Consider the following 20,671-nt stretch of genomic DNA (forward strand, 5'->3'; position numbering starts at 1 on the left):
ATCCGCCGTGGACTTATGGCGCGTCTCGACCGCCCAACCTCGCTAAGACACAGGTCAGGGCCCTCGTGACACACCAGTAACGTTTCCGGCCAGTCCCCGAGGTCCGACTGTCCCTTCCACGCCGACGGCGCCCGTCCCCGACACGCGGGGCCGGGCGCCGTCGGCGCTGGTTCACTCCCCGTCCCCGGGCGGCCTCTCGCCGGGTCCGGAGGGCGCGTCGGGGCCCCGGTCCTTCGCGGTGCCACCGGAGGCGGCGCCCTTCCCGGCGCCGTTCTTCCGGCCGCCCGAGGAGGACGCGCCCTTCGCGGGCCCGCGCCGACGCGAGCGGTACCACCACAGCGGTCCCGCGCCCAGCACGGCGGCGACCACCAGGAACGGCAGCAGCCAGCCCACGACCACGGCCACGCCCTGGCCGAAGGTCACCAGCGCTCGCCAGCCGCGGTCCAGGCCGCCGAGGAAGCCGATGGAGTCCTCCGCGGGCTCCTCCAGGTAGGTCTCCGGGGGCGTCAGGGTCAGGTGCACCGTCGAGTACGCCGTCTGGTTGCGCAGCGTCTCCAGCCGCGCCTGGAAGGCCTCCAGCTCCGCCTGGCGGGTCTGGATCTCGCCCTCCACCCGCAGCAGGTCGTCGACGTCCTCGGCCTCCTCCAGGTAGCCGCGCAGCGTCTCCAGCGCGGCCTCGGAGGACTCGATGCGGCTCTCGACGTCCGCCACCTCCTCGGTGACGTCCTCCACCGACCGCTCCAGGTTGGAGCGGTCGCCCAGCCGCGACAGCTCCTCCAGCGCGCCCTCGTAGTCCTCGCCCGGGATGCGCAGCGTCAGCGTTCCCTCGGGGGAACCGCCCTGGGGGGTCGACACCCGCTCCGAGGCGACGTAGCCGCCCGCGTCGAGGGTCAGCTCCTTGGCGAGCCCGACCGCCTCGGGCACGTCCTCGACCCGTACCGACAGCTCGGCGGTGTGGACCAGCTCCCGGTCGCCGATCTCCACCTCGGAACCGACGGCCGAGCCGCCGCCCTCCTCGGCGGACTGCTGTTCGCCCGCCTGCTCCTCGGAGAGGGCCCGGTCACCGGCCTCGGGCGCCACGGCCGCGGACTCGTTGGCGGCCCCGGCGCCGCTGTCGGCCATGGGGGAGGAACAGGACGTGGCCAGGAGGGCCGCCAGGCCCACGGAGAGCACGGTTCCGGCGACACGCCGGGTCGGGGGGAACGCTGAGGTAGCCATGCCCGCTTCGACGTACCCCGCAGCGGGCCCGTTTCGACCCCGTGGTAACGACCGCGCAACGGCGGCGGGCGACGGCGGTGCGCCGCGGTGGCGCGCGGGAGCGCCCGCGGGGCACCGCGTGCGGACCCGCCCCGGGCGCGACGCAACTCACGGGTGTCGTGGGGGAAGGCGGATCACGGTGACCCAGGTCATCTGGGAAGCTGGGGGTATGCCTGAAGCACCGCACGTCGTCGTGGTCGGGGGCGGGGTCTCCGGACTCACCGCCGCGCACCGCCTCCGTGGTCTGGGCGCCGCCGTCACCGTGGTGGAGGCCTCCGACGCCCCCGGGGGCAAGCTGCGCGCCTCACCGGTGGCGGGGGTGTCCGTGGACGCGGGCGCCGAGGCGGTGCTCGCCCGCCGCCCCGAGGCGCTGGACCTGTTCTCCGAGCTGGGCCTGGACGAGCGGGTGGTGCACCCCGGGCCCGGCGCCGCCGCCGTCTACAGCCGCGGACGGGTGCGCCCCCTGCCGAAGGGCCAGCTCATGGGCGTGCCCGGCGACCTGCGCGCGCTCGCCCGCAGCGGGGTGCTCTCCGGGGCCGGAACCCTGCGGGCCGGACTCGACCTCGTGCTCCCGCGCACCCCGGTGCGCGGCGACGTGTCCGTCGCCGACTACGTCGGGGCCCGCATGGGTTCGGAGGTCGTCGACCGCCTCGTCGAGCCCCTCCTGGGCGGCGTGTACGCGGGTCGGGCCGACCGGCTCTCCCTGGAGTCCACGCTGCCGCAGATCGCGCCCATGGCCCGCCGGAACCGCTCCCTGATGCACGCCGTGCGCACCAGCCTGCGCGGCAGGGGGGCGGCGCCCACCAGGAGCGGGCCGGTGTTCGCCTCCCTGCGCGGCGGGGTGGCCGGACTCGTCGGCGCGCTCGCCGAGCGCCATGCCGACAGCCTGCGCACGGGCTCGCGGGTCCGCGCCCTGGAACGCCTGCCCGAGGGCTGGCGGGTCCGCCTGGACAGCAACGAGCGCATCGCCTGCGACGGCGTCCTGCTCGCCTGCCCCGCCCCCGAGGCCGCCCGCCTGCTCGCCGAGCACGCCCCCGGCGCCTCCCGCGACCTGAACGGCGTCGAGTACGCCAGCATGGCGCTGGTGACCCTGGCCCTGCCCGCGTCCGCCTTCCCCGAGCCGCTCACCGGAACGGGCTTCCTCGTCCCGGCGGGGGAGGGGCTGACCGTCAAGGCCGCCACCTTCTCCAGCAACAAGTGGCCCTGGATCGCCGAGGAGCTGGCCGCGGCCAACCCCGGCGACGACCTGGTGGTGCTGCGCTGCTCCATCGGCCGCTTCGGGGAGGAGCGGGTCCTGGAGCGTTCGGACGAGGAGCTGGCCGCGGCCGCCGTGCGCGACCTGGCCACGGTCACCGGCATGGACGGGGCGCCGGTGCAGACCCGGGTCACCCGGTGGACCGACGGTCTGCCCCAGTACGCCGTCGGCCACGCCTCGCTCGTCGAGCGGGTGCGCGCCGACGTCGCCCGCAGCCCCGGCCTGGGGGTGTGCGGCGCGGTCTACGGCGGCGTGGGGATCCCCGCCTGCGTCGCCGACGCCCTCCAACAGGCCGAGCGCCTGGCGGGCGCCCTCACGACGAACAGTCCCGCCGGCGGCGACGAGGCCGCCGGAACGAACCAGCAAGGAGTCAACCCGTGACGGGCCAGCACAACGAAGCCGCCGACCAGGACGGCAGTGACCTCAACTCCCTCATCCGCTACACCATGTGGTCGGTCTTCAAGGTCGAGTCCCTGGACGGTGTCGACCGCGCGGCCGCGGCCGACGAACTGACCGCGCTCCTGGACAAGGCCGCCGAGCAGGGTGTGACCACCCGCGGCAGCTACGACGTCCAGGGCTTCCGCGCCGACGCCGACATCATGTTCTGGTGGGTGGCCGACTCGCCCGAGCAGGTGCAGGACGTCTACACGGCCTTCCGCCGCACGCGGGTGGGCCGGGTGAGCACCCCGGTGTGGTCGGTCGTGGGCCTGCACCGCCCCGCCGAGTTCAACCGCGGTCACGTGCCCGCCTTCCTGGCGGGGGAGGAGCCGCGCGAGCACCTGTGCGTGTACCCGTTCGTGCGCTCCTACGAGTGGTACCTGCTGCCCGACGACGAGCGCCGCGCGATGCTCGCCGAGCACGGCCGCATGGCCGCCCCCTACCCGGACGTGCGCGCCAACACGGTGTCCTCGTTCGGGCTCAACGACTACGAGTGGCTGCTCGCCTTCGAGGCCGACGACCTGCACCGCATCGTGGACCTGATGCGCCACCTGCGCGGCGCCAAGGCCCGCCTGCACACCCGCGAGGAGGTGCCGTTCTACACCGGTCGCCGCAAGAGCGTCGCCGAGCTGGTCGAGTCCCTGCCGTAGTCCCTGGGCCTCCGCTCAGCCTCGGCCCGCCCGTCGCCCGCCACCGCCCGCCGGGGGCGGGCACAGCCACAACGCGAACGGGGGCGCCCCGGGGAAGGAGCTCCTTCCCCGGGGCGCCCCCGCGCGTGTGCGTCAGTCCTGCGCGGCGGAGGCCCGCCGCACGGCCAGGACGTAGAACGGGATGGTGACGATGAAGCCCAGCACGGCCGCGCTCATCAGGTAGATGAGCGTCTGGCCCGCGGGCAGCCCCAGGCCCCAGGCGGCCATCAGGGCGACCCCGACGGCCAGGACGCCCAGCACCGCGTGGGCCTTGCGCCCGCGCGGCTTGGGGTACTCCATCCGGCTCACCATCAGCCAGGAGATGAGCAGCACAGCCGCCACCCCCGCCATCAGCGGCGGGTCGAGCAGGACCACCGTCACCACGGCCATGGCGCCGAAGGGGCAGGGCAGCCCGGTGAAGTAGCTGGAACCCGGCGCCTGGCAGGAGAACCGGGCCAGGCGCACGATGACCGCGAGCAGCACGGCGCCGCCCGCCGCGACCGGCAGCAGGTCCGAACCCCCGGTCCGCATGCCCCACACGACGAAGAAGAACGCGGGCGCGAACCCGAAGCTGATCACGTCGGCCAGGTTGTCCAGCTCCGCGCCCATGCCGCTGCCGCCCAGCTTGCGGGCGACCCGGCCGTCGAGCACGTCCAGGGCGGCCGCGACGAGCATCAGGCCCACGACCGTGGCCATGGCCGTGCGCGGCAGCGGCCCGGCGATCCCGGCCCAGTCCTGCGCGGACTGGGCCACCACCAGCGCCCACACCGCCAGGAAGCCGCACAGGGCGTTGCCGAGCGTCAGGTAGTCGGCCACCCCCAGACGCAGCCTGGGGGCCTCCTGCGGAACGGTGGAGGCGGCCCCGTCGGCCGCCACGGCGTTCTCAGCCGGCGTCAAGGCGGGTTTCTCCGGCACGGACCTTCTGGCCGACCTCCACCGCCGGGGCGATCCCGGCCGGAAGGTAGACGTCGACCCTGGACCCGAACCGGATGAGACCGATCCTCTCCCCTTGCTCGACCTTCTGCCCCGCAGCGAGATACGGGACGATACGCCTGACCATCGCGCCGGCGATTTGAACGACCGTGATCGCACCGATCTCGGTTTCAAGGGTCCAGATGACGCGCTCATTACGCTCGCTGTCCTTGTCGAATGCGGGGCGGAAGCCGCCCGGTCGGTGCTCGACGCCTGTCACCACGCCGGCGAGGGGGGCACGGTTGACGTGCACGTTGAGGGGGTTCATGAACACCGCGACCCTGGTCCGCCCGTCGGGCTGGAGGTCGAGGCTCTGCACGACGCCGTCCGCCGCGGACAGCACCCGTCCGGTCGCCGGGCCGCGCTCGGGGTCGCGGAAGAACCAGGTCATCCCCGCCGCCAGGGCGACCACCGGGACGGCGAGCGCGGTGCGGGTCCGCGAGCCCCGGGCGGCCAGGGCCGCGGCTCCGGCGGCTCCCAGCGCGGGCAGCAGCCACGGGGCCGAACCCTGCGCCATGCCCAGGCGCGGGCGTGCCGGGGGGCGGTGGGAGGCGGATGAGAAAGGTGAGTCGTCGGTCATCGAGCGCTTTCGTCGCGGGTCTGTCGGTTCGCCCGCACATCGGTTGCCGCTGCGGGGGTCGACCCGGGGCTCCCGGGTCGGCTGGCGGAGGAGCCGGATGCGACCGGCCCTGCGCGCCGCGCCCCGCGGGCCGACGGGGGACCGGCCGTTGGTGCGCTGGATGCGATTATCCCTGATTCCGCCGAGGACGGGCCGCGGGTGCGCGCCGCCGCCCTCGGGCGGTCCCGGTCCCGCCGTCCGGCACCAGGATCGTACGGCACCTACTCGGTCGGCTCCAGGGTGAGGGCGACGGAGTTGATGCAGTACCGGGCGTCGGTGGGGGTGGCGTATCCCTCGCCGTGGAAGACGTGGCCCAGGTGCGAGTCGCACGCGGCGCACCGCACCTCGGTGCGCACCGCGCCCAGGGAGCGGTCCTCGTGCAGGGTCACCGCGTCGGAGTCGGCCGGGTCGTAGAAGCTGGGCCATCCGCAGTGGGACTCGAACTTCTCGTCGGAACGGAAGAGCTCGGCGCCGCAGCCGCGGCAGCGGTAGACCCCGGCGGCCGTGGTGTCCACGTACTCCCCGGTCCACGGGCGCTCGGTGGCGGCCTGGCGCAGTACCGCGTACTCCTGGGAGTTGAGCCGTTCGCGCCATTCCTGGTCGGTCCGGGGGATGTCCTTGGGCCCGTTGCCGTTGTCCTGGGCCTGGTCCGCTGAGTCAGCCATGGGACGACGCTACCCCGAATCGGACCCGGATGCCGCCTCAGCACCCTTCGTGGAGCAAACACTCCCATATGACATTTGGGACAGGGAAACCGCCCCAAAGGGCCAGATCCTCCTAACTTCGGCTTACGCGACGTTCGGTAGCCAAAGGGGCGGGTACGGCTGTAACCAGGGTCAGTGGTCGAACGGTGCACTTGAGGCAGGTGACATGGCTGTTACAACTCAACAGGCACTCGGAGTGAGCAGACGACCGCTGCGCGTGGGCAGGATCCGATACGGACTGTGGTGGCTCGACCAGAACACCACGGGCGCGCGGTCCCTCGTGAGGACCGTCGCCGACGGAGCGGCCACCACGGGCCGTGAGCTGCGCTGGGCCGCCGAGCTCAGCGTCCGCTCCACGGTCGTGCGGGTCGGCCGCACCCGACCCGGCCCCTGGAGCGAACGCACGCTGCTGCTCGCCGCCGCGGCCGTCGCCGTGTGCGCGCTGGCGGTCGCGCTCGTCCTGGGGGTCGGCATGGCGCGGTGGGCCATGACCGCGTCGGACTCCCTGCCCTTCGCCGCCGCCGGGGCACTGGCGGTGGGACTGGTTCTCCTGCCGTTGGCGTACCTGGTGTTCGCCTCCAAACGAGGCGGTCGCTGAAGTCGGTCCGAGAGGGGGGAGGGGCGCCCGGTACGGCGTCCCTCCCCCCGCTTTCGGGCGTCGGGGGCGTGCGGCGCGGCTGCGGGGGTGTGGGAGGCCGCACGGTGACGGGGCGGGGACGAGGGCGGAGGCCGGCTCAGGCGTCGAAGTCGTACCGCAGCACGTACGCCGAGCCGTCCATGGTGATCTCGTTGAACTCCACGGGCCGGTGGTCGGCGGTCAGCGCGGTGCGCGCCACCTCCAGCACCGGGGTGCCGGGGGCCAGCTCCAGCACCTCGCTCTCCTCGGGGGTGGGCATGCGCACCCGGATCTCCTCGGTGAAGTGCGCCGGGGCGTGCCCCAGCTCGGCCAGGCGCGCGTAGATGCCTCCCGGCCCGCTGTCGTACTCCCGCACGCGCCGGGCCGACGGCTCCCCGCCGTCCCCCAGCACGGCCAGGGGCAGGTGCGAGACGGCCTGCTGCACCGGACGCCCGTCCACGAGGTAGCGGCGCGAGCGCCGCAGCACCCCGGCCCCCTCGGCCAGGCCCAGCGCGCGCGCCACGTGCGCGGCGGGCGCCGACTCGTCCACGCGCAGGCTGTCCACCTCGTACTCCCGGTCCTCGCTGTCGACCTGCCAGATCGCGCGCCCGCTGCCCCACAGCTCCTGGGACAGCCGCCGGGCGCCGTGTCTTCGCAGGGGCCGGAACAGGCGGACGTAGATGCCCGAGCCGCGCACGGCCACGGCCAGGCCCTCGTTGATCAGTACGGAGAGCGCCTGCCTCGCGGTGGCCCGTGCGACGCCGTGGCGTTCCATGAGGGTGTTCTCCCCGGGCAGGCGGTCGCCGTCGGCGTACCGTCCGGAGCGGATCTGTTCGCGTAGTTCCTCGGCTATCCCGCGATAGACCGGAGGGGATCCGTTTTCGGACGTCGGCACCACGTTCATCCTCTCGGCCGGGGGGCCAAGCCGGTAAGCCCCGTCAATGCGGTGTGCCCGGTGTCCAGCAGCGGTGTTTCCAATGGAGGGCACACCTCGGGTATGTCCGGTTGCGGGACGGTTCATGCGTGGTTGTGGGGCGGCCGAAACCGAGCGGTTACCCGTGTGTCCTCCGCAGACGCCCTATTCCCTGACGTAACGCGCGAACAGGCTCCCCTCCGCCTCCAGCAGGTGCGCCATCCGCACGGGCGTGCTCTGGGCGCTGGCGGTGTGCTCCGGGCCCCCGGGGGCGCCCGGTCCCCCCGCCACGATGCGCGGTGGCCCCGACCCCAGCAGGTGCGGGCTCAGGGTCAGGCACAACTCGTCCAGAAGCCCCGCCGCCACGAACTCCGCCAGCAGGTGCGGGCCGCCCTCGGTCAGCACGCGGTGCAGTCCGCGCTCGGCAAGAGCGTCCACCACGTGCGCGGGCGTCACCGAGGCCCCCTCGACCACCACGAGGTCGGCGTGCTCGGCCACCTCGCGGCGCCGCCGCTCGGGGGCGCCGTCCGTGGTGAACACCAGGGTGCGCGCGTCCGGGGGCGCTTCGGTGAGCAGGGCGGCGGGCAGGTCGAGGGAACGGGAGACCACCGCCACGGCCGGTGTCCGGGGCCGTCCCCCGCGCAGCCCCTCCCACGCCCTGCGGACGCGGACCGGCCCGTACCCCTCCACGCGCGCCGTGGCGGCGCCCACCAGCACCACGTCGCACAGGGCGCGCAGCGCGCCCATGATCCTGCGGTCGGGCGCCGAGGACAGGTCCCTGCTGCGCCCCGAGGGCCCCACGGCGCCGCCGTCGGCGCTGGCCACCATGTTGGCGCGCACCCAGGGACGGTCCAGGTCGGCGGGGTAGGCGTAGGCGTCGGCCGGATCCGCGTCCGCGCCGCCCGGGACGGGCAGCAGCTGCCGGAACGCGATGGGGGCGGCGGGGGCGTCCGCGGCGGTGTGTGTACTCGACATGGTCACACAGCGTAGGCGGTGGCCCGGGGCATGCCGAGGAGGGGGGCCCGAGCCCCCCTGCCCAGCCTTTTTCCTCCAGCATCTCCAACGAGCAGTGCCACCGCCAGAGCCGACGTCGTCCTGTGGACAACCGGGGCGCCGCGTGCGCGGCGACGGGCCCCGGCCGCTCCCGTCGGAGGAGGCGGCCGGGGCCCGCGTGCCCGGTTCCTCAGGACCGGGAGGACGACGTGTGCTTGTGCGACACCCGGCGCAGCAGCAGCAGCGCCCGGTCGATGACCCGCACCGGACCGGAGGCCGCCACGAACGGCCGTCCGCCCACGTCGGGCTCGGCGGTGTCCAGCACGGTCTCCCAGGCCATGCCGTACTCGGTGCCCGGAACGGTGAAGTCCACCGTCTCCGGGCCGCTGTTGAGCAGCAGCAGGAACGAACTGTCCCGGATCCGCCGACCGCGCGGGTCCGGTTCGGTGATGGCGTCCCCGTTGAGGAACACGCCCAGGGCCTGGCCCGTGGAGTTCCAGTCGTCGCCGGACATCTTCCTGCCGTTCGGGCGCAGCCACACGATGTCGGGCAGGCCCTTCTTCCCGGCCTTGGCACCGCCCACCGGACTGCCCCGGAAGAACCGGCGGCGCCGGAACACCGGGTGGTCGCGGCGCAGTCGCGCCAGCCCGCGCACGTAGTCCAGCAGGTCGTTGTCGGGCTCCTCGTCCTCGCCGAGCCCTGCGCCCTTCCAGTCGATCCAGGCGATCTCGTTGTCCTGGCAGTAGGCGTTGTTGTTGCCGTTCTGGGTGCGTCCCACCTCGTCGCCGTGGGAGAGCATCACCACCCCCTGCGACAGGTACAGGGTGGTGAGGAAGTTGCGCACCTGACGGCGGCGCAGCGTGATGATCGCGGGGTCCTCGGTGGCCCCCTCCACGCCGTGGTTCCAGGACCGGTTGTCATCGGTGCCGTCGCGGTTGTCCTCGCCGTTGGCCTCGTTGTGCTTGTGGTCGTACGACACCAGGTCGGCCAGGGTGAAACCGTCGTGGCAGGTGATGAAGTTGATGGAGGCCACCGGCCGACGGCCGTCGTCCTGGTACAGGTCGCTGGACCCGGCCAGGCGCGAGGCCAGCTCGCCCACCACGGGCTCGCCCCTCCAGTAGTCGCGCACGGTGTCGCGGTACTTGCCGTTCCACTCGGTCCACAGCGGAGGGAAGTTGCCCACCTGGTAGCCGCCCGGGCCCACGTCCCAGGGTTCGGCGATCAGCTTGACCTGCGAGATCACGGGGTCCTGCTGGACGATGTCGAAGAACGTGCTCAACCGGTCCACGTCGTGGAACTCGCGGGCCAGGGCCGAGGCGAGGTCGAAGCGGAACCCGTCCACGTGCATCTCCAGGACCCAGTACCGCAGCGAGTCCATGATCAGCTGCAACGAGTGCGGATGGCGCACGTTCAGGCTGTTGCCGCAGCCGGTGTAGTCGAGGTAGTAGCGCTGGTCCTCGTCGCTGACCCGGTAGTAGCTGAGGTTGTCGATGCCGCGCAGCGACAGCGTGGGCCCCATGTGGTCGCCCTCGGCGGTGTGGTTGTACACCACGTCGAGCAGCACCTCGATGCCCGCCTCGTGCAGCGACTTGACCATCGCCTTGAACTCCTGGACCTGCTGCCCGCGCGAGCCGCGCGCCGCGTAGCCGCTGTGCGGGGCCAGGAAGGCCAGGGTGTTGTACCCCCAGTAGTTGGTCAGCCCCCGGGCCACCATGGCGTGCTCGGGCACGAAGTGGTGCACGGGCATGAGCTCGACCGCCGTCACCCCCAGCGAGGTGAGGTAGTCGATCATCACCGGGTGGGCCAGCCCCGAGTAGGTGCCGCGCTGGTGTTCGGGGATGCCCGGGTGGCGCATGGTGAGCCCGCGGACGTGCGTCTCGTAGATCACCGTGCGGTGGTAGGGCGTACGCGGTCTGGACTCGTTGCCCCAGTCGAAGAACGGGCTCACCACCACGCACTTGGGCACGTAGGGCGCGCTGTCCTTGGTGTTCCTGCGCTCCGGTGCGGCGAAGTGGTAACTGAACAGGGATTCGTGCCAGGTGAGGTTGCCGTTCAGCGCTTTCGCGTAGGGGTCGGTGAGCAGTTTGTTCGGATTGCACCGCAGCCCCTGTTCCGGGGCGTAGGGGCCGTGGACGCGGTACCCGTACTGCTGTCCCGGTCCGACACCGGGAAGGTAACCGTGCCATACGAAACCGTCGTACTCGGTCAGCTGTATACGCGTCTCCTCGCCGTCGTCGTCGAACAGACACAGGTCCACCCGTTCGGCGGCCTCGGAGAACAGGGAGAAATTGGTGCCGGACCCGTCGTAGGTCGCACCGAGCGGATAGGAACTACCTGGCCAGACTTCCACCATAGGCGTCGTCAGTCTCTTGGATTCGGGGCCTCCGGAAGGGGTGGCTCGGGCCCGCGCGCCTCCGGCCGTTCCTGAAGGTCTACCGCGGGCCCGCTCCCCGTCCGAAAGCAGGCGGTCGTGTTTGTGACGACTTCTTTGTTCCGCTCCGGACGCAGAAGTATGCCGACCTGGCCGATGATCATTCATCGGCCGTCCCTCTTAGGGGTTTTTGTTGGAATTATCAGGGTTAAGAGTTGCAAACGGGATTTGTGAGGTTAAGAAATGGTGTCCGCGTGCCCCGGCCTCACCGGCTCGGACGGGCCCGGTCCAGGATGAGCCCGGTGTCCACACCCCTGGGCAGGGTCCCGAACACGTGCCCCCACTCACCCCCCAGACGTGAGGCGGTGAACGCCTCGGCGACCGGGGTGGGCGCGTGGCGCAGCAGCACCGACGCCTGTAGGACCAGCGCCATCAGCTCCACCACCGACCGCGCCCGGTACTGCGCCTCCTCCGGGTCGCCCAGGACCTGCTCCAACCGCCTGACCGCCGCGTCGTAGTGGTCGTCCACGCCCGCGGCGGTGCGCAGTTCGGCCAGGAACACCTCCAGCGGCTCGGGACCGCGGCCCAACGCGCGCAGCACGTCCAGCGCCGCCACGTTGCCGGAGCCCTCCCAGACGGAGTTGAGCGGGGAGTCCCGGAACAGCCGGGGCATCCCCGACTCCTCCACGTAACCGTTTCCGCCCAGGCACTCCAGCGCCTCGGCGGCGTGCGCGGGCTGGCGCTTGGTCACCCAGAACTTGCCCACGGCCACCCCCAGGCGGCGGAAGGCCGCCTCGGACTCGTCCCCGCGCACCGCGCGGTCCACGGCACCGGCCAGACGGGTCATCAGCGCCGTCGCCGCCTCCGACTCCAGCGCCAGGTCGGCGAGCACGTTGCGCATCAGCGGCTGCTCGACCAGCACCCCGCCGAAGGCGCTGCGGTGCTCGGCGTGGTGCAGGGCGTGCACCACCGCGGCGCGCATGCCCGCGGCCGAGCCGATCACGCAGTCCAGCCGGGTGCTGTTGACCATCTCGATGATGGTGGGCACGCCCCTGCCGGGCTCGCCGACCAGGTGGGCGACGGCGCCGTCGTACTCCAGCTCCGCCGACGCGTTGGAGCGGTTGCCCAGCTTGTCCTTGAGCCGCTGGACGTGCAGCGCGTTGCGGCCGCCGTCCTCCAGCACCCGGGGCACCAGGAAACAGCTCAGCCCCTCGGGCGCCTGCGCCAGCGTGAGGAAGAAGTCGCTCATCGGCGCCGAGGTGAACCACTTGTGCCCGGTCAGCACGTGGTGCCCCTCGGCGGTGGGGACCGCGCGGGTGGTGTTGGCGCGCACGTCCGAGCCGCCCTGCTTCTCGGTCATCGACATGCCCGCGAGGAGCCCGCGCTTGGTGTGCGGCGCCCGCAGCCCGAAGTCGTAGACGGGCGCGGTGAGCAGCGGCTCGTACCGCCGCGCCAGCTCGGGGGAGTGGCGCAGGGCCGGGACCGCCGCGTAGGTCATCGAGACCGGGCACCCGTGGCCCGCCTCGGGCTGGGACCACAGGAAGAACTTGGCGGCGCGGGCCACGTGCGCGCCCGGGCGCTCGTCTGCCCACGGCGCGGCGTGCATGCCGTGCTCCACCGCCTGGTCCATGAGCACGTGGTAGGCGGGCTGGTAGTCGACCTCGTCCACCCGGTGGCCGTAGCGGTCGTGGGTGCGCAGGACCGGCGGGTAGGCGTTGGCGGACTCGCCCCAGGCGCGGACCCGCTCCGACCCGGCCGCGTCGCCGACCTCGCGCACCTCGGCCTCGGCCCATCCGGCGCCCTCGCGCCGCAGGCCCTCCAGGAGCGCGGGGTCCTCCGCCGCCGCGTAGTCGCCGAGCGGGGGCGCCTGGTTGAACACCTCGTGTGTGGGGGGCACGGCGGCCACCTCTTTTCGTTGCTGGTCGCGGGTGGTCGGAGTGCGGGAATCCTATCCTCGGACGGGACGCCGAACAGAACCGGGTTCGGTCGCGGCCGGGCCCCGGACCGGTGGCAGCGCGTCCTTCCCTCTGAGGCGCTCCCGCCCGGTCACGGCCAGAGCAGGCCGCGTTCCCAGGACGCACCCTCCCCCGGGCGGGTGTAGCGCAGACGTGTGTGGCGGCGGTCCCGGTCGGCCTGCCAGAACTCCACCTCGGCCGGGCGGACCAGGTACAGGCCCCAGTCCTCGGGAACCAGCTCCGGATCGCGTCGCAGTCTCTCCCGGCTCTCCCGCGCCACGCGGTCGACGTCCGCGAGCCCGTCCAGGGGCTCGCTCTGTCTGCCGTGCAGACCCGCCACCCGCGACTCCAGCGGCCGGGCCAGGTAGTCGGCGGCGCACCGCTCCCGGTCGGCCAGCTCCGCCCGCCCGCGCACCCGCACCTGGCGGCCCTGCCCGATCCAGTGGAACAGCAGCGCCACCGCAGGGTTTCGGGCCAGCTCCCGCCCCTTGCGCGAGCCGGTCGTGGTGGCGAACCACCAGCCCTCGGAAGTGAAGTCCTTCATGATGACCACCCGGGCCGACGGAGCCCCCGCCTCGTCCGCGGTCGCGACCGTCATCGCGTGCGGCTCGGCCACCCCGGCCTCGACCGCCCCCGAGAACCACTCCAGGAACAGCTCCGCCGGGTCCTCGGGCGCCTCCCCGGGATCGAACTCCGGCAGCGCCCCGGAGAACACCGGCAGCCCCCGCAACAGGTCCCGGACACCGCTCCGCACCGCATCACGTCGCTCCGAACCCTGCCCCTCCGAACCCCGTCCCTCCGACACGGCCACCCCCACGATCCCTCGGTCGGCCGGCGCCCGTTCGCGACGCCGCATCCTCGATTCTTCTGGGCCGCGGCCGCGCGGACAAGTCACTTCTCGCGGTTGTGGACAACCGTGGGCGCGCTTCTTCGGGGGGCGCGGTCGCCGGGGGCACGGTCTCAGGGATCAGGGGTCAGGGGCACGGTTCCAGGGAGCACGGCCTCCGGGGACGACGCGAACGGGCGGCCCGTCCAACGGACCGCCCGTTCGCCTCCGTCCCGTCCGTCCCGTCCGTCCGCGCACCCTCACGGCACGGACGCCGGCCGCCGAACCCCGGACGACGGGCACCCCGGCCGTCGGCGCTCCCGCCGCGGCCGGGCGGCGCCCCGCGCCTCAGCGGGAGCTGGTCGCGTGCCGTGCCGCCACCGCGGCGTCGTAGCGTTCCAGCACCACCCGGGCCATCTCGGGCACGTCCCCCAGCGCCTCGGACACCGCGGACGCGCCCGCCTCCAGCGACCGGGCGCGCACCCGGTCGGCGAAGAACCCCGGCGCCAGAAGGTAGGTGGCCACGGCCACCCGCGTGGCCCCCCGCTCGCGCAGGGCGGCCACCGCCTCCCCCGGGCCGGGGGAGGCCGCGGACGCGTAGGCGGCCACGACCTCCCGCCAGGGGCCGCGCCCGGCCAGCTCGGCGGCCATCGCGGCCACGGTCGCGTTCGCCCCGGGGTCGCTGGAACCGGCCGAGGCCAGCACCAGGGCCGTGCCGGGGTCGGGGCGTACACCCGCCTCGTCCAGGCGCCGCTCCACCGCCTCCGTCAACAGCGGGTGCGGGCCCAGGGTGTCGGCGTAGTGCACCCGCAGCCACGGGCTGCGCCCGCGCGCGTCCGCCAGCACCTCCGGCAGGTCCACCTTGCTGTGGTAGGCCGCCGTCAGCAGCGCCGGCAGCACCACCGCCTCACCCGCCCCGCGTGCGGCCAGCTCCTCCAGCGCGTCCCGCGCGGAGGGTGCCACGTGGTCCAGGTAGGACACGCGCACGTCGAGCCCCGGCCGCAGAGCCCGCACCCGGTCGAACACCGCCGACACGGCCCGCGCCGACCTCGGGTCCGCGCTGCCGTGCGCCACCGCGAGCAGGGGCACGCCCCCGTCCCGTCCTCCGCCGCTCCGCGCTCCGGCTCCGCCCACCGTCATGGCCACTCTCCTCGTCGCTTCCGAGCACCGCCGCCCCCGGCCCCGCCCGACCCCGGCGCAGCCGCGGCCGGGCCACGGGCCCGGCCGCCGAGTACGCACTCACACGTGGATTCCGCATTCGGTCTTGCCCGTGCCGGACCACCGGCCGCTGCGCGGGTCCTCGCCCGGGGCCACCCGCCGCGTGCACGGCTCACAGCCGATCGAGGGGTATCCGTCGTACTGGAGCGGGTTCACCATGACCCCGTTCTCGGCCATGTAGGTGTCCACCTCGTCCTGGGTCCACCGGGCGATCGGGTTCACCTTGGTCATCCGCCGACGCCGGTCCCACTGCACGACCGGGGTGTCGCGGCGGGTCACCGAGTCCTCCCGGCGCAGACCGGTCAGCCAGGCGGCGTAGGGCTCCAGGGCCCGCTGGAGGGGCTCCACCTTGCGCAGGTGGCAGCAGATGCCCGGGTCGCGCCCGTGCAGGCGCGGGCCCAGGACCAGGTCCTGCTCGGCCACCGTGCGGGTGGGCTCGACGTTGATGAGGTTGATGTCGTACACGGAGGCCACGGCGTCACGCGTGCCGATGGTCTCGGGGAAGTGGTAGCCGGTGTCGAGGAAGATGACGTCGATCCCCGGCGCCGCTTTGGAGACCAGGTCGACCATGAGCGCGTCGGCCATGGAGGAGGTCATGCACAGCTGGTCGCCGAAGGTCTCGGCGGCCCAGGAGACGATCTCCGGAGCGGAGGCCTCCTCCAGCTCGCGCGCGGCCCGCTCTGCGAGCTCGGGACCGCCCAGGGGGGTGATGGTGGTGGAGTTCATGAGTTCCCTTCCGTCGGTCTGGAGGGGGCGCCTTTCGCGGAGAAGGACGCGGAGCGCAACCCGACGTACTTGACCCGAAACACCCGGGCACAGGACAGGCAGGCCCAGGGGTAGCCCTCTCCCTTGACGGCGGCGCCCTCCTCCGGCACGAGGTCCTCGTCGCCGCAGTAGGGGCAGTAGTGGGGCGCGGCCCTCTCGGACATGGCGCACCTCTTCCTCTCGCTCGGGTCTCTCAGGTCGTTTCGCGGCCGTGGGCAGGGCCGGTCCTCACACGGACCGGCCCCGGTGCCGCGGCCGGGGGCGGCCGCGGCGGTCCCGACCGCCCGGACGAACTACTTCAGGTCGGCGTCCTCGGCCCGGCCGACCCAGGAGGCGAACGACTCGCCGTCCTCCTTCTGGTCCTGGAACCGGCGCACCACCCGCTCGACGTAGTCGGGCAGTTCGTCGGCGGTGGCCTTCAGCCCGCGGATCTTCTTGCCGAAGGACTGGGTCAGCCCCATACCGCCGCCCAGGTGGATCTGGTAGCCCTCCACCTGCTCGCCCTCGGAGTTCATGACGAGCTGGCCCTTGAGGCCGATGTCGGCGACCTGGATGCGCGCGCACGAGTTCGGGCAGCCGTTGACGTTGATGGTCAGCGGCTCGTCGAAGTCGGGCAGCCGCTTCTCCAGCTCGTCGATCAGGGAGGCCGCACGGTCCTTGGTCTCCACGATCGCCAGCTTGCAGAACTCGATGCCGGTGCAGGCCATCGTCTGGCGGCGGAACACACTCGGGTTGACCTGGAGCCCCTCCGCCTCCAGGGCGGAGGTGATCGAGGCGATCCGGTCCTCCGCCACGTCCAGGATGACCAGCTTCTGGTCGGCGGTGGTGCGGACGCGGTCCGAACCGTGCTCCTCGGCGATGTCGGCGACGCGCAGCAGCGCGTTGCCCGACACCCGGCCCACCTTGGGCGCGAAGCCCACGTAGAACTTCCCGTCCTTCTGGCGGTGCACGCCCACGTGGTCGCGGCGCAGGCCCGAGTCCAGTTCGAGGGCGGGGCCGTCGGGCAGGGCGTAGCCCAGGTACTCCTTCTCCAGGACGTCACGGAACTTCTCCGCGCCCCAGTCCTTGATGAGGAACTTGATCCGGGCGCGGGTGCGCAGGCGCCGGTAGCCGTAGTCGCGGAAGATCCCGCAGACCCCGGCCCACACCTCGCTCACCTGGTCCGGGCGCACGAACGCGCCCAGGCGCTGGGCGAACATCGGGTTGGTGGACAGGCCGCCGCCGACGAACAGGTCGTAGCCCGCCTCGCCCGCCTCGTTGCGCACGCCCGCGAACGCCACGTCGTTGATCTCGTGGTTGACGCAGTGCACCGTGCACCCCGACACCGAGGTCTTGAACTTGCGCGGCAGGTTGGAGTACAGCTCGCTGCCGATGTGGTCCTCGTAGATCTCGCGGATCGCGGGACCGGCGTCGATGACCTCCTCCTCGGCGACCCCGGCCAGCGGACAGCCCAGGATGACGCGAGGGGTGTCGCCGCAGGCCTCCGTGGTGGACAGGCCCACCGACTCCAGCTTCTCCCAGATCGCCGGGACGTCCTCCACCCGGATCCAGTGGTACTGGACGTTCTGGCGGTCGGTGATGTCGGCGGTGTCGCGTCCGTAGTCGCGGGAGATCTCACCGACCGCGCGCAGCTGCGCGACCGTCAGCTGCCCCCCGTCGATGCGCACCCGCAGCATGAAGTAGCGGTCGTCGAGCTCCTCGGGCTCCAGCACGGCCGTCTTGCCGCCGTCGATGCCCGGGGCGCGCTGGGTGTACAGACCGAACCAGCGGAACCGTCCGCGCAGGTCAGCGGGGTCGATCGAGTCGAACCCGCCCTTGGAGTAGATGTTGATGATCCGATCGCGGACGTTGAGCCCGTCGTCGTTCTTCTTGTTCTCCTCGTTCTTGTTCAGCGGCTCGTGGTAGCCGAGGGCCCACTGGCCCTCGCCACGGCGGCGCGGCTTGGCCGCGGTCGCTGTCCTGCCGGGCTGCGCGGAAGAGGGAGGCATCGCGGGTGTCTCCGATGAGGTGTCGCGGGGTGCTCACAGCCCCGGCGCCCGCACCGCATGCCCGCGTCGCCGCACATCGTCGTGCTGGCGATCGGGTGGAATCCGCGTGTGGGATAAGGAGGAGAGGCAGGGCGCCGGTGCCGCGCGCACCCCTGGGGTGCGTCAAAGGGCGGTGAGATTAACCGACGCTGCAACAGATGGCGCTGCCGACCCGCAGGAAGTCCACGTGGCGGCGCACGTAGAGCATGGGGTCCAGGGCAGCGATCATGTAATGAGAATGTCACGGGCGTCGACGCTTTGTCCAGACGGGGTCTGACCGCCCCGGAGTGAGTCACGTCACTAGGCGCGGGCGTTCGTGGCACGGGGCAGCCTCCCGGGACCGCTAACGTTTCCTCCGTGGCGGGTTTCTGGGAGCGGCTGTGGTACGCCGTGGACGGGTGGCTGAGACGCCATGCCCGCCTGCGCAGCGGGACGCTCCTCGTCCTGCGCACGGTCCGGGCCTTCGCCCGCGACCGGGTCGTCGGGCTGGCCGCCGAGTCGGCCTTCTTCACCCTCATCTCGCTGCCCGCGCTCATGCTGGGCCTCCTGGGCGCCCTGGGCCCGCTGACCGTCGTGCTCGGCGAGGACTTCGTCGAGGAGATCCGGCTTTGGATCCTGGACCTGACCGCGCGGGTGCTGACCCCGGACACGGTGGACAGCGTGGTCGAGCCGCTCGTCGACGACTTCCTCGGGGGAGTGCCGGGCGGAGTCCTGTCGGTGACGTTCCTGGTGTCGCTGTGGTCGGGGTCGCGGGCGATGAACGTCTTCATCCGCTCGATCACGATCTCCTACGGCCTGGACGAACTGCGCGGCTGGGTGCGCCAGCGCGTTCTGGCCTTCGTCGCCTACCTGGGCGGGCTGCTGTTCGCCATCCTCCTGCTGCCGGTCCTGGTGGCCGGGCCGGACCTGGTCAACCGCCTGCTGCCCATGACCGTGGGGCGGCTCAACCTGTTCTACTGGCCGACCGTCGCGCTGCTCGCCATCGCCGCGGTCACCCTGCTCTACGCCCTGAGCGTGCCGGTGCGCACCCCGCTGTGGCGCCACCTGCCGGGGGCACTGCTGGCCGCCCTGGTGCTGATCACGGGCTCGGTCGCCCTGCGCGTCTACCTGGACGCCTCCTTCGGGCAGGTGACCATCTACGGCTCCCTGGCCGCGCCGATCGCCATCCTGGCCTGGCTGTTCGTGATGGCGATCGCCGTGCTGGTGGGCTCGTCCTTCAACGCGGAGATCGACGCGATGTGGCCCATGCCGCGCACCGCCGCCGCCCGGGCGGAGATCGCCAACCGGGACTTCGAGCGGGCCAACCGGCTCGTCCAGCGCCGGGAGCAGGCGTTCATCGACGCGATCGTGGAGAGCAACGGGCACTGACCGGTTCCGGTCGGCGGTCGCGCTTCAGCGTCCGAAAAGCCCGGAAAGCCCTGTGTCGCCGGTAGTTTTGTCGTGCCGACGGGCGGGAGGCCGCGATCCCGCCGCACCCGAGCCCGGGCGGCGCCGCCCGTGAGAGGCCGTCCCCCCATGACCGTTCCCCCACCGGACGCCGTTCCCCCGCAGGACGAGGGCGATCAGGACTCCGTGCCCGTCACCGTCGAGACCGTGCTCGGCGGCTCGAAGACCATGTTCTACGCCTCGTTCGGCCTGCCCCTGCTGATGCTCACGCACTTCCTGCGCGCGTACCTGGGCGGCGACAGCGAGATCTACCTCGGGCTCTTCGTCATGATGCTGTCGGTCGTGGTCCTGGCGCCCCTCCTGTACATGCGCTCCCTCCCGGGGATGATCGAACGGCGGCGGCAACCGGTGAGGTCGCCGCTGATGGAGGGCATCCTGCTCGGCACGCTGTGGGCCGCCGGCGCGGTCTATCTCGTCGTCGCGGTCGGGGACCACCTCTACGGGGCCCTTCCGTTGCCGCTGCTGGCGCTCCACCTGGTCGCCCTCGTCCCTCCGGCACTCGGCACGGAGGCCTTCGTGCGCGAACGGCGGTGGCGGTCGTGAGGGCGTCCTTCCTACTGGTCCAAGGGGCAGGGCTCGGCCTGGTGGCGTGCATCGCGATCGCCGGACGGGTGGGGATCACCGGCAACCCCGTTCCGGTGACTGTCGGATTCTTCCTCGCATTCCTGCTGTTCTTCCCGGTTGGGCTCTGGGCGAGTGCCGATGCGGAACTGACCTCCGGCGAGCTCCACCGGGTGCACAACTTCCGACACCCTTTCCGGATGGCGCGTCTGTGGTGGTTCATGGTCTTCTGCAACGGGTTGCTCGCGCTGTTCTTGATCGTCTCCAACGCCGCGTGGACACTGGTGCCGCTGTTGCTGGCCTCCTATACGGCCTTCGCGCTCTCCCTCGCCGCTGGCAGACGCGAACGCCAACAGCTGCGTGAGGCGCTCGCCCGGCCCGAACTCACCGGCCCCAAGGTCATCGGTATCCGGAGCCCGGAGCAGGTGCCGCCGGGCTGGAGCCCGGTGCTGGTCCACCGGATCGATCGCGGGAGGTTCGACATGCTCGTCGACTACCGGATCCTCGTGGACGGCGACCGGGTCGGCACGCTCGGCCCCGGCCAGACCCTCGTGCTCGGCCTCCCTCCGGGCCCGCACAGTGTCCGGGGCGGCCTCGGCAGACTCAGCAACGCCCCCGTCCCCTTCACGGCTGAACCCGGCGCCGCGGTCCACTTCACGGTCGAACCGGCCAGTCCGAACCGCCGGGCCAACGCCGACCGGCGCTCGCGCCCCGGCGAGTACTTCCGCCTCGTCCGGGTCCCGCCCTGATGAGGCCTTGTCCTGCTACGCGTGTGGCCGGTGAGAACCAGGTGGCCGGATCCGGCCATTTTCGGTGTGAACTAAATATCTTCCCCAGGTGTCCACTCCATGGTGAGGATGATGCCCGCGGCACCAGCCACATCCCATGTTCGGACAATTCTCCAGGTCACGGAGGGGAGGGCGGGACAACTGCCTCAGGTAAGCCAGGCCGTGCGCGCCGCGTTGACGCATGGCCGGAATAGGCGAGACGAGCGACGATCAGTATGATCTCGTGCAGCACTGACTACGCGTGCGTCGGCACCACCT

Annotated in this window: 20 protein-coding genes; 6 read left to right on the forward strand and 14 right to left on the reverse strand. The window is 72.5% G+C overall.

Annotated elements, in window-relative coordinates; genetic code table 11:
• Positions 1-171 precede the first annotated feature (171 nt).
• A complete protein-coding gene (locus HGB44_RS24105; protein ID WP_061082049.1) occupies positions 172-1,218 on the reverse strand; it encodes a DUF4349 domain-containing protein in 1,047 nt (348 codons plus the stop codon).
• 208 nt (positions 1,219-1,426) lie between these two features.
• Here HGB44_RS24105 and hemG point away from each other — a divergent pair, with 208 nt between their 5' ends.
• The gene (gene hemG / locus HGB44_RS24110) at positions 1,427-2,893 is read left to right on the forward strand and encodes a protoporphyrinogen oxidase (protein WP_061082048.1); all 1,467 of its coding nucleotides are present in this window, start codon (positions 1,427-1,429) and stop codon (positions 2,891-2,893) included.
• Complete coding sequence (gene hemQ, locus HGB44_RS24115; RefSeq protein WP_061082047.1) at positions 2,890-3,600, forward strand: hydrogen peroxide-dependent heme synthase; 711 nt, start codon at positions 2,890-2,892, stop codon at positions 3,598-3,600. Before hemG ends, hemQ begins: the two co-directional genes overlap by 4 nt.
• A gap of 132 nt (positions 3,601-3,732) precedes the next feature.
• Here hemQ and HGB44_RS24120 read toward each other — a convergent pair whose 3' ends face one another.
• From HGB44_RS24120 to msrB, 3 genes are all read right to left on the reverse strand, one after another.
• A complete protein-coding gene (locus HGB44_RS24120) occupies positions 3,733-4,536 on the reverse strand; it encodes a CDP-alcohol phosphatidyltransferase family protein (RefSeq protein WP_061082046.1) in 804 nt (267 codons plus the stop codon).
• Positions 4,523-5,191 (reverse strand): phosphatidylserine decarboxylase, encoded by a 669-nt coding sequence (locus HGB44_RS24125; protein WP_061082045.1) that lies wholly within the window; start codon positions 5,189-5,191, stop codon positions 4,523-4,525. The genes HGB44_RS24120 and HGB44_RS24125 overlap by 14 nt, the downstream gene beginning before the upstream one ends.
• A gap of 260 nt (positions 5,192-5,451) precedes the next feature.
• Positions 5,452-5,895: a peptide-methionine (R)-S-oxide reductase MsrB gene (gene msrB / locus HGB44_RS24130; RefSeq protein WP_061082044.1), complete on the reverse strand. Its 444-nt coding sequence runs from the start codon at positions 5,893-5,895 to the stop codon at positions 5,452-5,454.
• A gap of 205 nt (positions 5,896-6,100) precedes the next feature.
• Here msrB and HGB44_RS24135 point away from each other — a divergent pair, with 205 nt between their 5' ends.
• Positions 6,101-6,532, forward strand: a complete 432-nt coding sequence (locus tag HGB44_RS24135) for a hypothetical protein (protein WP_210752099.1) — start codon at positions 6,101-6,103, stop codon at positions 6,530-6,532.
• A 136-nt stretch (positions 6,533-6,668) separates the two neighbouring features.
• Here HGB44_RS24135 and HGB44_RS24140 read toward each other — a convergent pair whose 3' ends face one another.
• The 10 genes from HGB44_RS24140 to HGB44_RS32740 form a co-directional block, all read right to left on the reverse strand.
• Positions 6,669-7,454, reverse strand: coding sequence for a GntR family transcriptional regulator (locus tag HGB44_RS24140; protein ID WP_061082042.1), 786 nt, complete (start codon positions 7,452-7,454; stop codon positions 6,669-6,671).
• 174 nt (positions 7,455-7,628) lie between these two features.
• On the reverse strand, positions 7,629-8,438 hold the full coding sequence (locus HGB44_RS24145) for a dihydrofolate reductase family protein (RefSeq protein WP_061082041.1): 810 nt from the start codon (positions 8,436-8,438) through the stop codon (positions 7,629-7,631).
• 208 nt (positions 8,439-8,646) lie between these two features.
• Complete coding sequence (glgX, locus tag HGB44_RS24150) at positions 8,647-10,809, reverse strand: glycogen debranching protein GlgX (protein WP_061082040.1); 2,163 nt, start codon at positions 10,807-10,809, stop codon at positions 8,647-8,649.
• Positions 10,810-11,092: 283 nt separating this feature from the next.
• The gene (locus tag HGB44_RS24155; protein ID WP_061082057.1) at positions 11,093-12,724 is read right to left on the reverse strand and encodes an acyl-CoA dehydrogenase family protein; all 1,632 of its coding nucleotides are present in this window, start codon (positions 12,722-12,724) and stop codon (positions 11,093-11,095) included.
• Between the two features lie 149 nt (positions 12,725-12,873).
• Positions 12,874-13,536 carry a pyridoxine/pyridoxamine 5'-phosphate oxidase gene (locus HGB44_RS24160; RefSeq protein ID WP_061082056.1) on the reverse strand — a complete coding sequence of 221 codons (663 nt, stop codon included), beginning with the start codon at positions 13,534-13,536 and terminating at the stop codon, positions 12,874-12,876.
• 420 nt (positions 13,537-13,956) lie between these two features.
• The gene (locus tag HGB44_RS24165) at positions 13,957-14,748 is read right to left on the reverse strand and encodes a sirohydrochlorin chelatase (protein ID WP_061082039.1); all 792 of its coding nucleotides are present in this window, start codon (positions 14,746-14,748) and stop codon (positions 13,957-13,959) included.
• 99 nt (positions 14,749-14,847) lie between these two features.
• Positions 14,848-15,552, reverse strand: coding sequence for a phosphoadenylyl-sulfate reductase (locus HGB44_RS24170; protein ID WP_061082038.1), 705 nt, complete (start codon positions 15,550-15,552; stop codon positions 14,848-14,850).
• Positions 15,549-15,755: a hypothetical protein gene (locus tag HGB44_RS24175; RefSeq protein ID WP_017564357.1), complete on the reverse strand. Its 207-nt coding sequence runs from the start codon at positions 15,753-15,755 to the stop codon at positions 15,549-15,551. Before HGB44_RS24175 ends, HGB44_RS24170 begins: the two co-directional genes overlap by 4 nt.
• Before the next feature lie 129 nt (positions 15,756-15,884).
• A complete protein-coding gene (locus HGB44_RS24180; RefSeq protein ID WP_061082037.1) occupies positions 15,885-17,579 on the reverse strand; it encodes a nitrite/sulfite reductase in 1,695 nt (564 codons plus the stop codon).
• Between the two features lie 178 nt (positions 17,580-17,757).
• Positions 17,758-17,847 (reverse strand): putative leader peptide, encoded by a 90-nt coding sequence (locus HGB44_RS32740; RefSeq protein ID WP_017564358.1) that lies wholly within the window; start codon positions 17,845-17,847, stop codon positions 17,758-17,760.
• A 128-nt stretch (positions 17,848-17,975) separates the two neighbouring features.
• Here HGB44_RS32740 and HGB44_RS24185 point away from each other — a divergent pair, with 128 nt between their 5' ends.
• The 3 genes from HGB44_RS24185 (at position 17,976) to HGB44_RS24195 (ending at position 20,374) form a co-directional block, all read left to right on the forward strand.
• Positions 17,976-18,986 (forward strand): YihY/virulence factor BrkB family protein, encoded by a 1,011-nt coding sequence (locus HGB44_RS24185; protein ID WP_061082036.1) that lies wholly within the window; start codon positions 17,976-17,978, stop codon positions 18,984-18,986.
• Between the two features lie 147 nt (positions 18,987-19,133).
• Entirely contained in the window at positions 19,134-19,607 is a 474-nt protein-coding gene (locus tag HGB44_RS24190) for a hypothetical protein (protein ID WP_061082035.1), read from the forward strand.
• Between the two features lie 218 nt (positions 19,608-19,825).
• Positions 19,826-20,374: a hypothetical protein gene (locus tag HGB44_RS24195; protein ID WP_231972538.1), complete on the forward strand. Its 549-nt coding sequence runs from the start codon at positions 19,826-19,828 to the stop codon at positions 20,372-20,374.
• Positions 20,375-20,671: the final 297 nt, after the last annotated feature.

Origin of the sequence: Nocardiopsis alborubida (genome assembly GCF_012396365.1) — a bacterium.
GTDB lineage: Bacteria > Actinomycetota > Actinomycetes > Streptosporangiales > Streptosporangiaceae > Nocardiopsis > Nocardiopsis alborubida.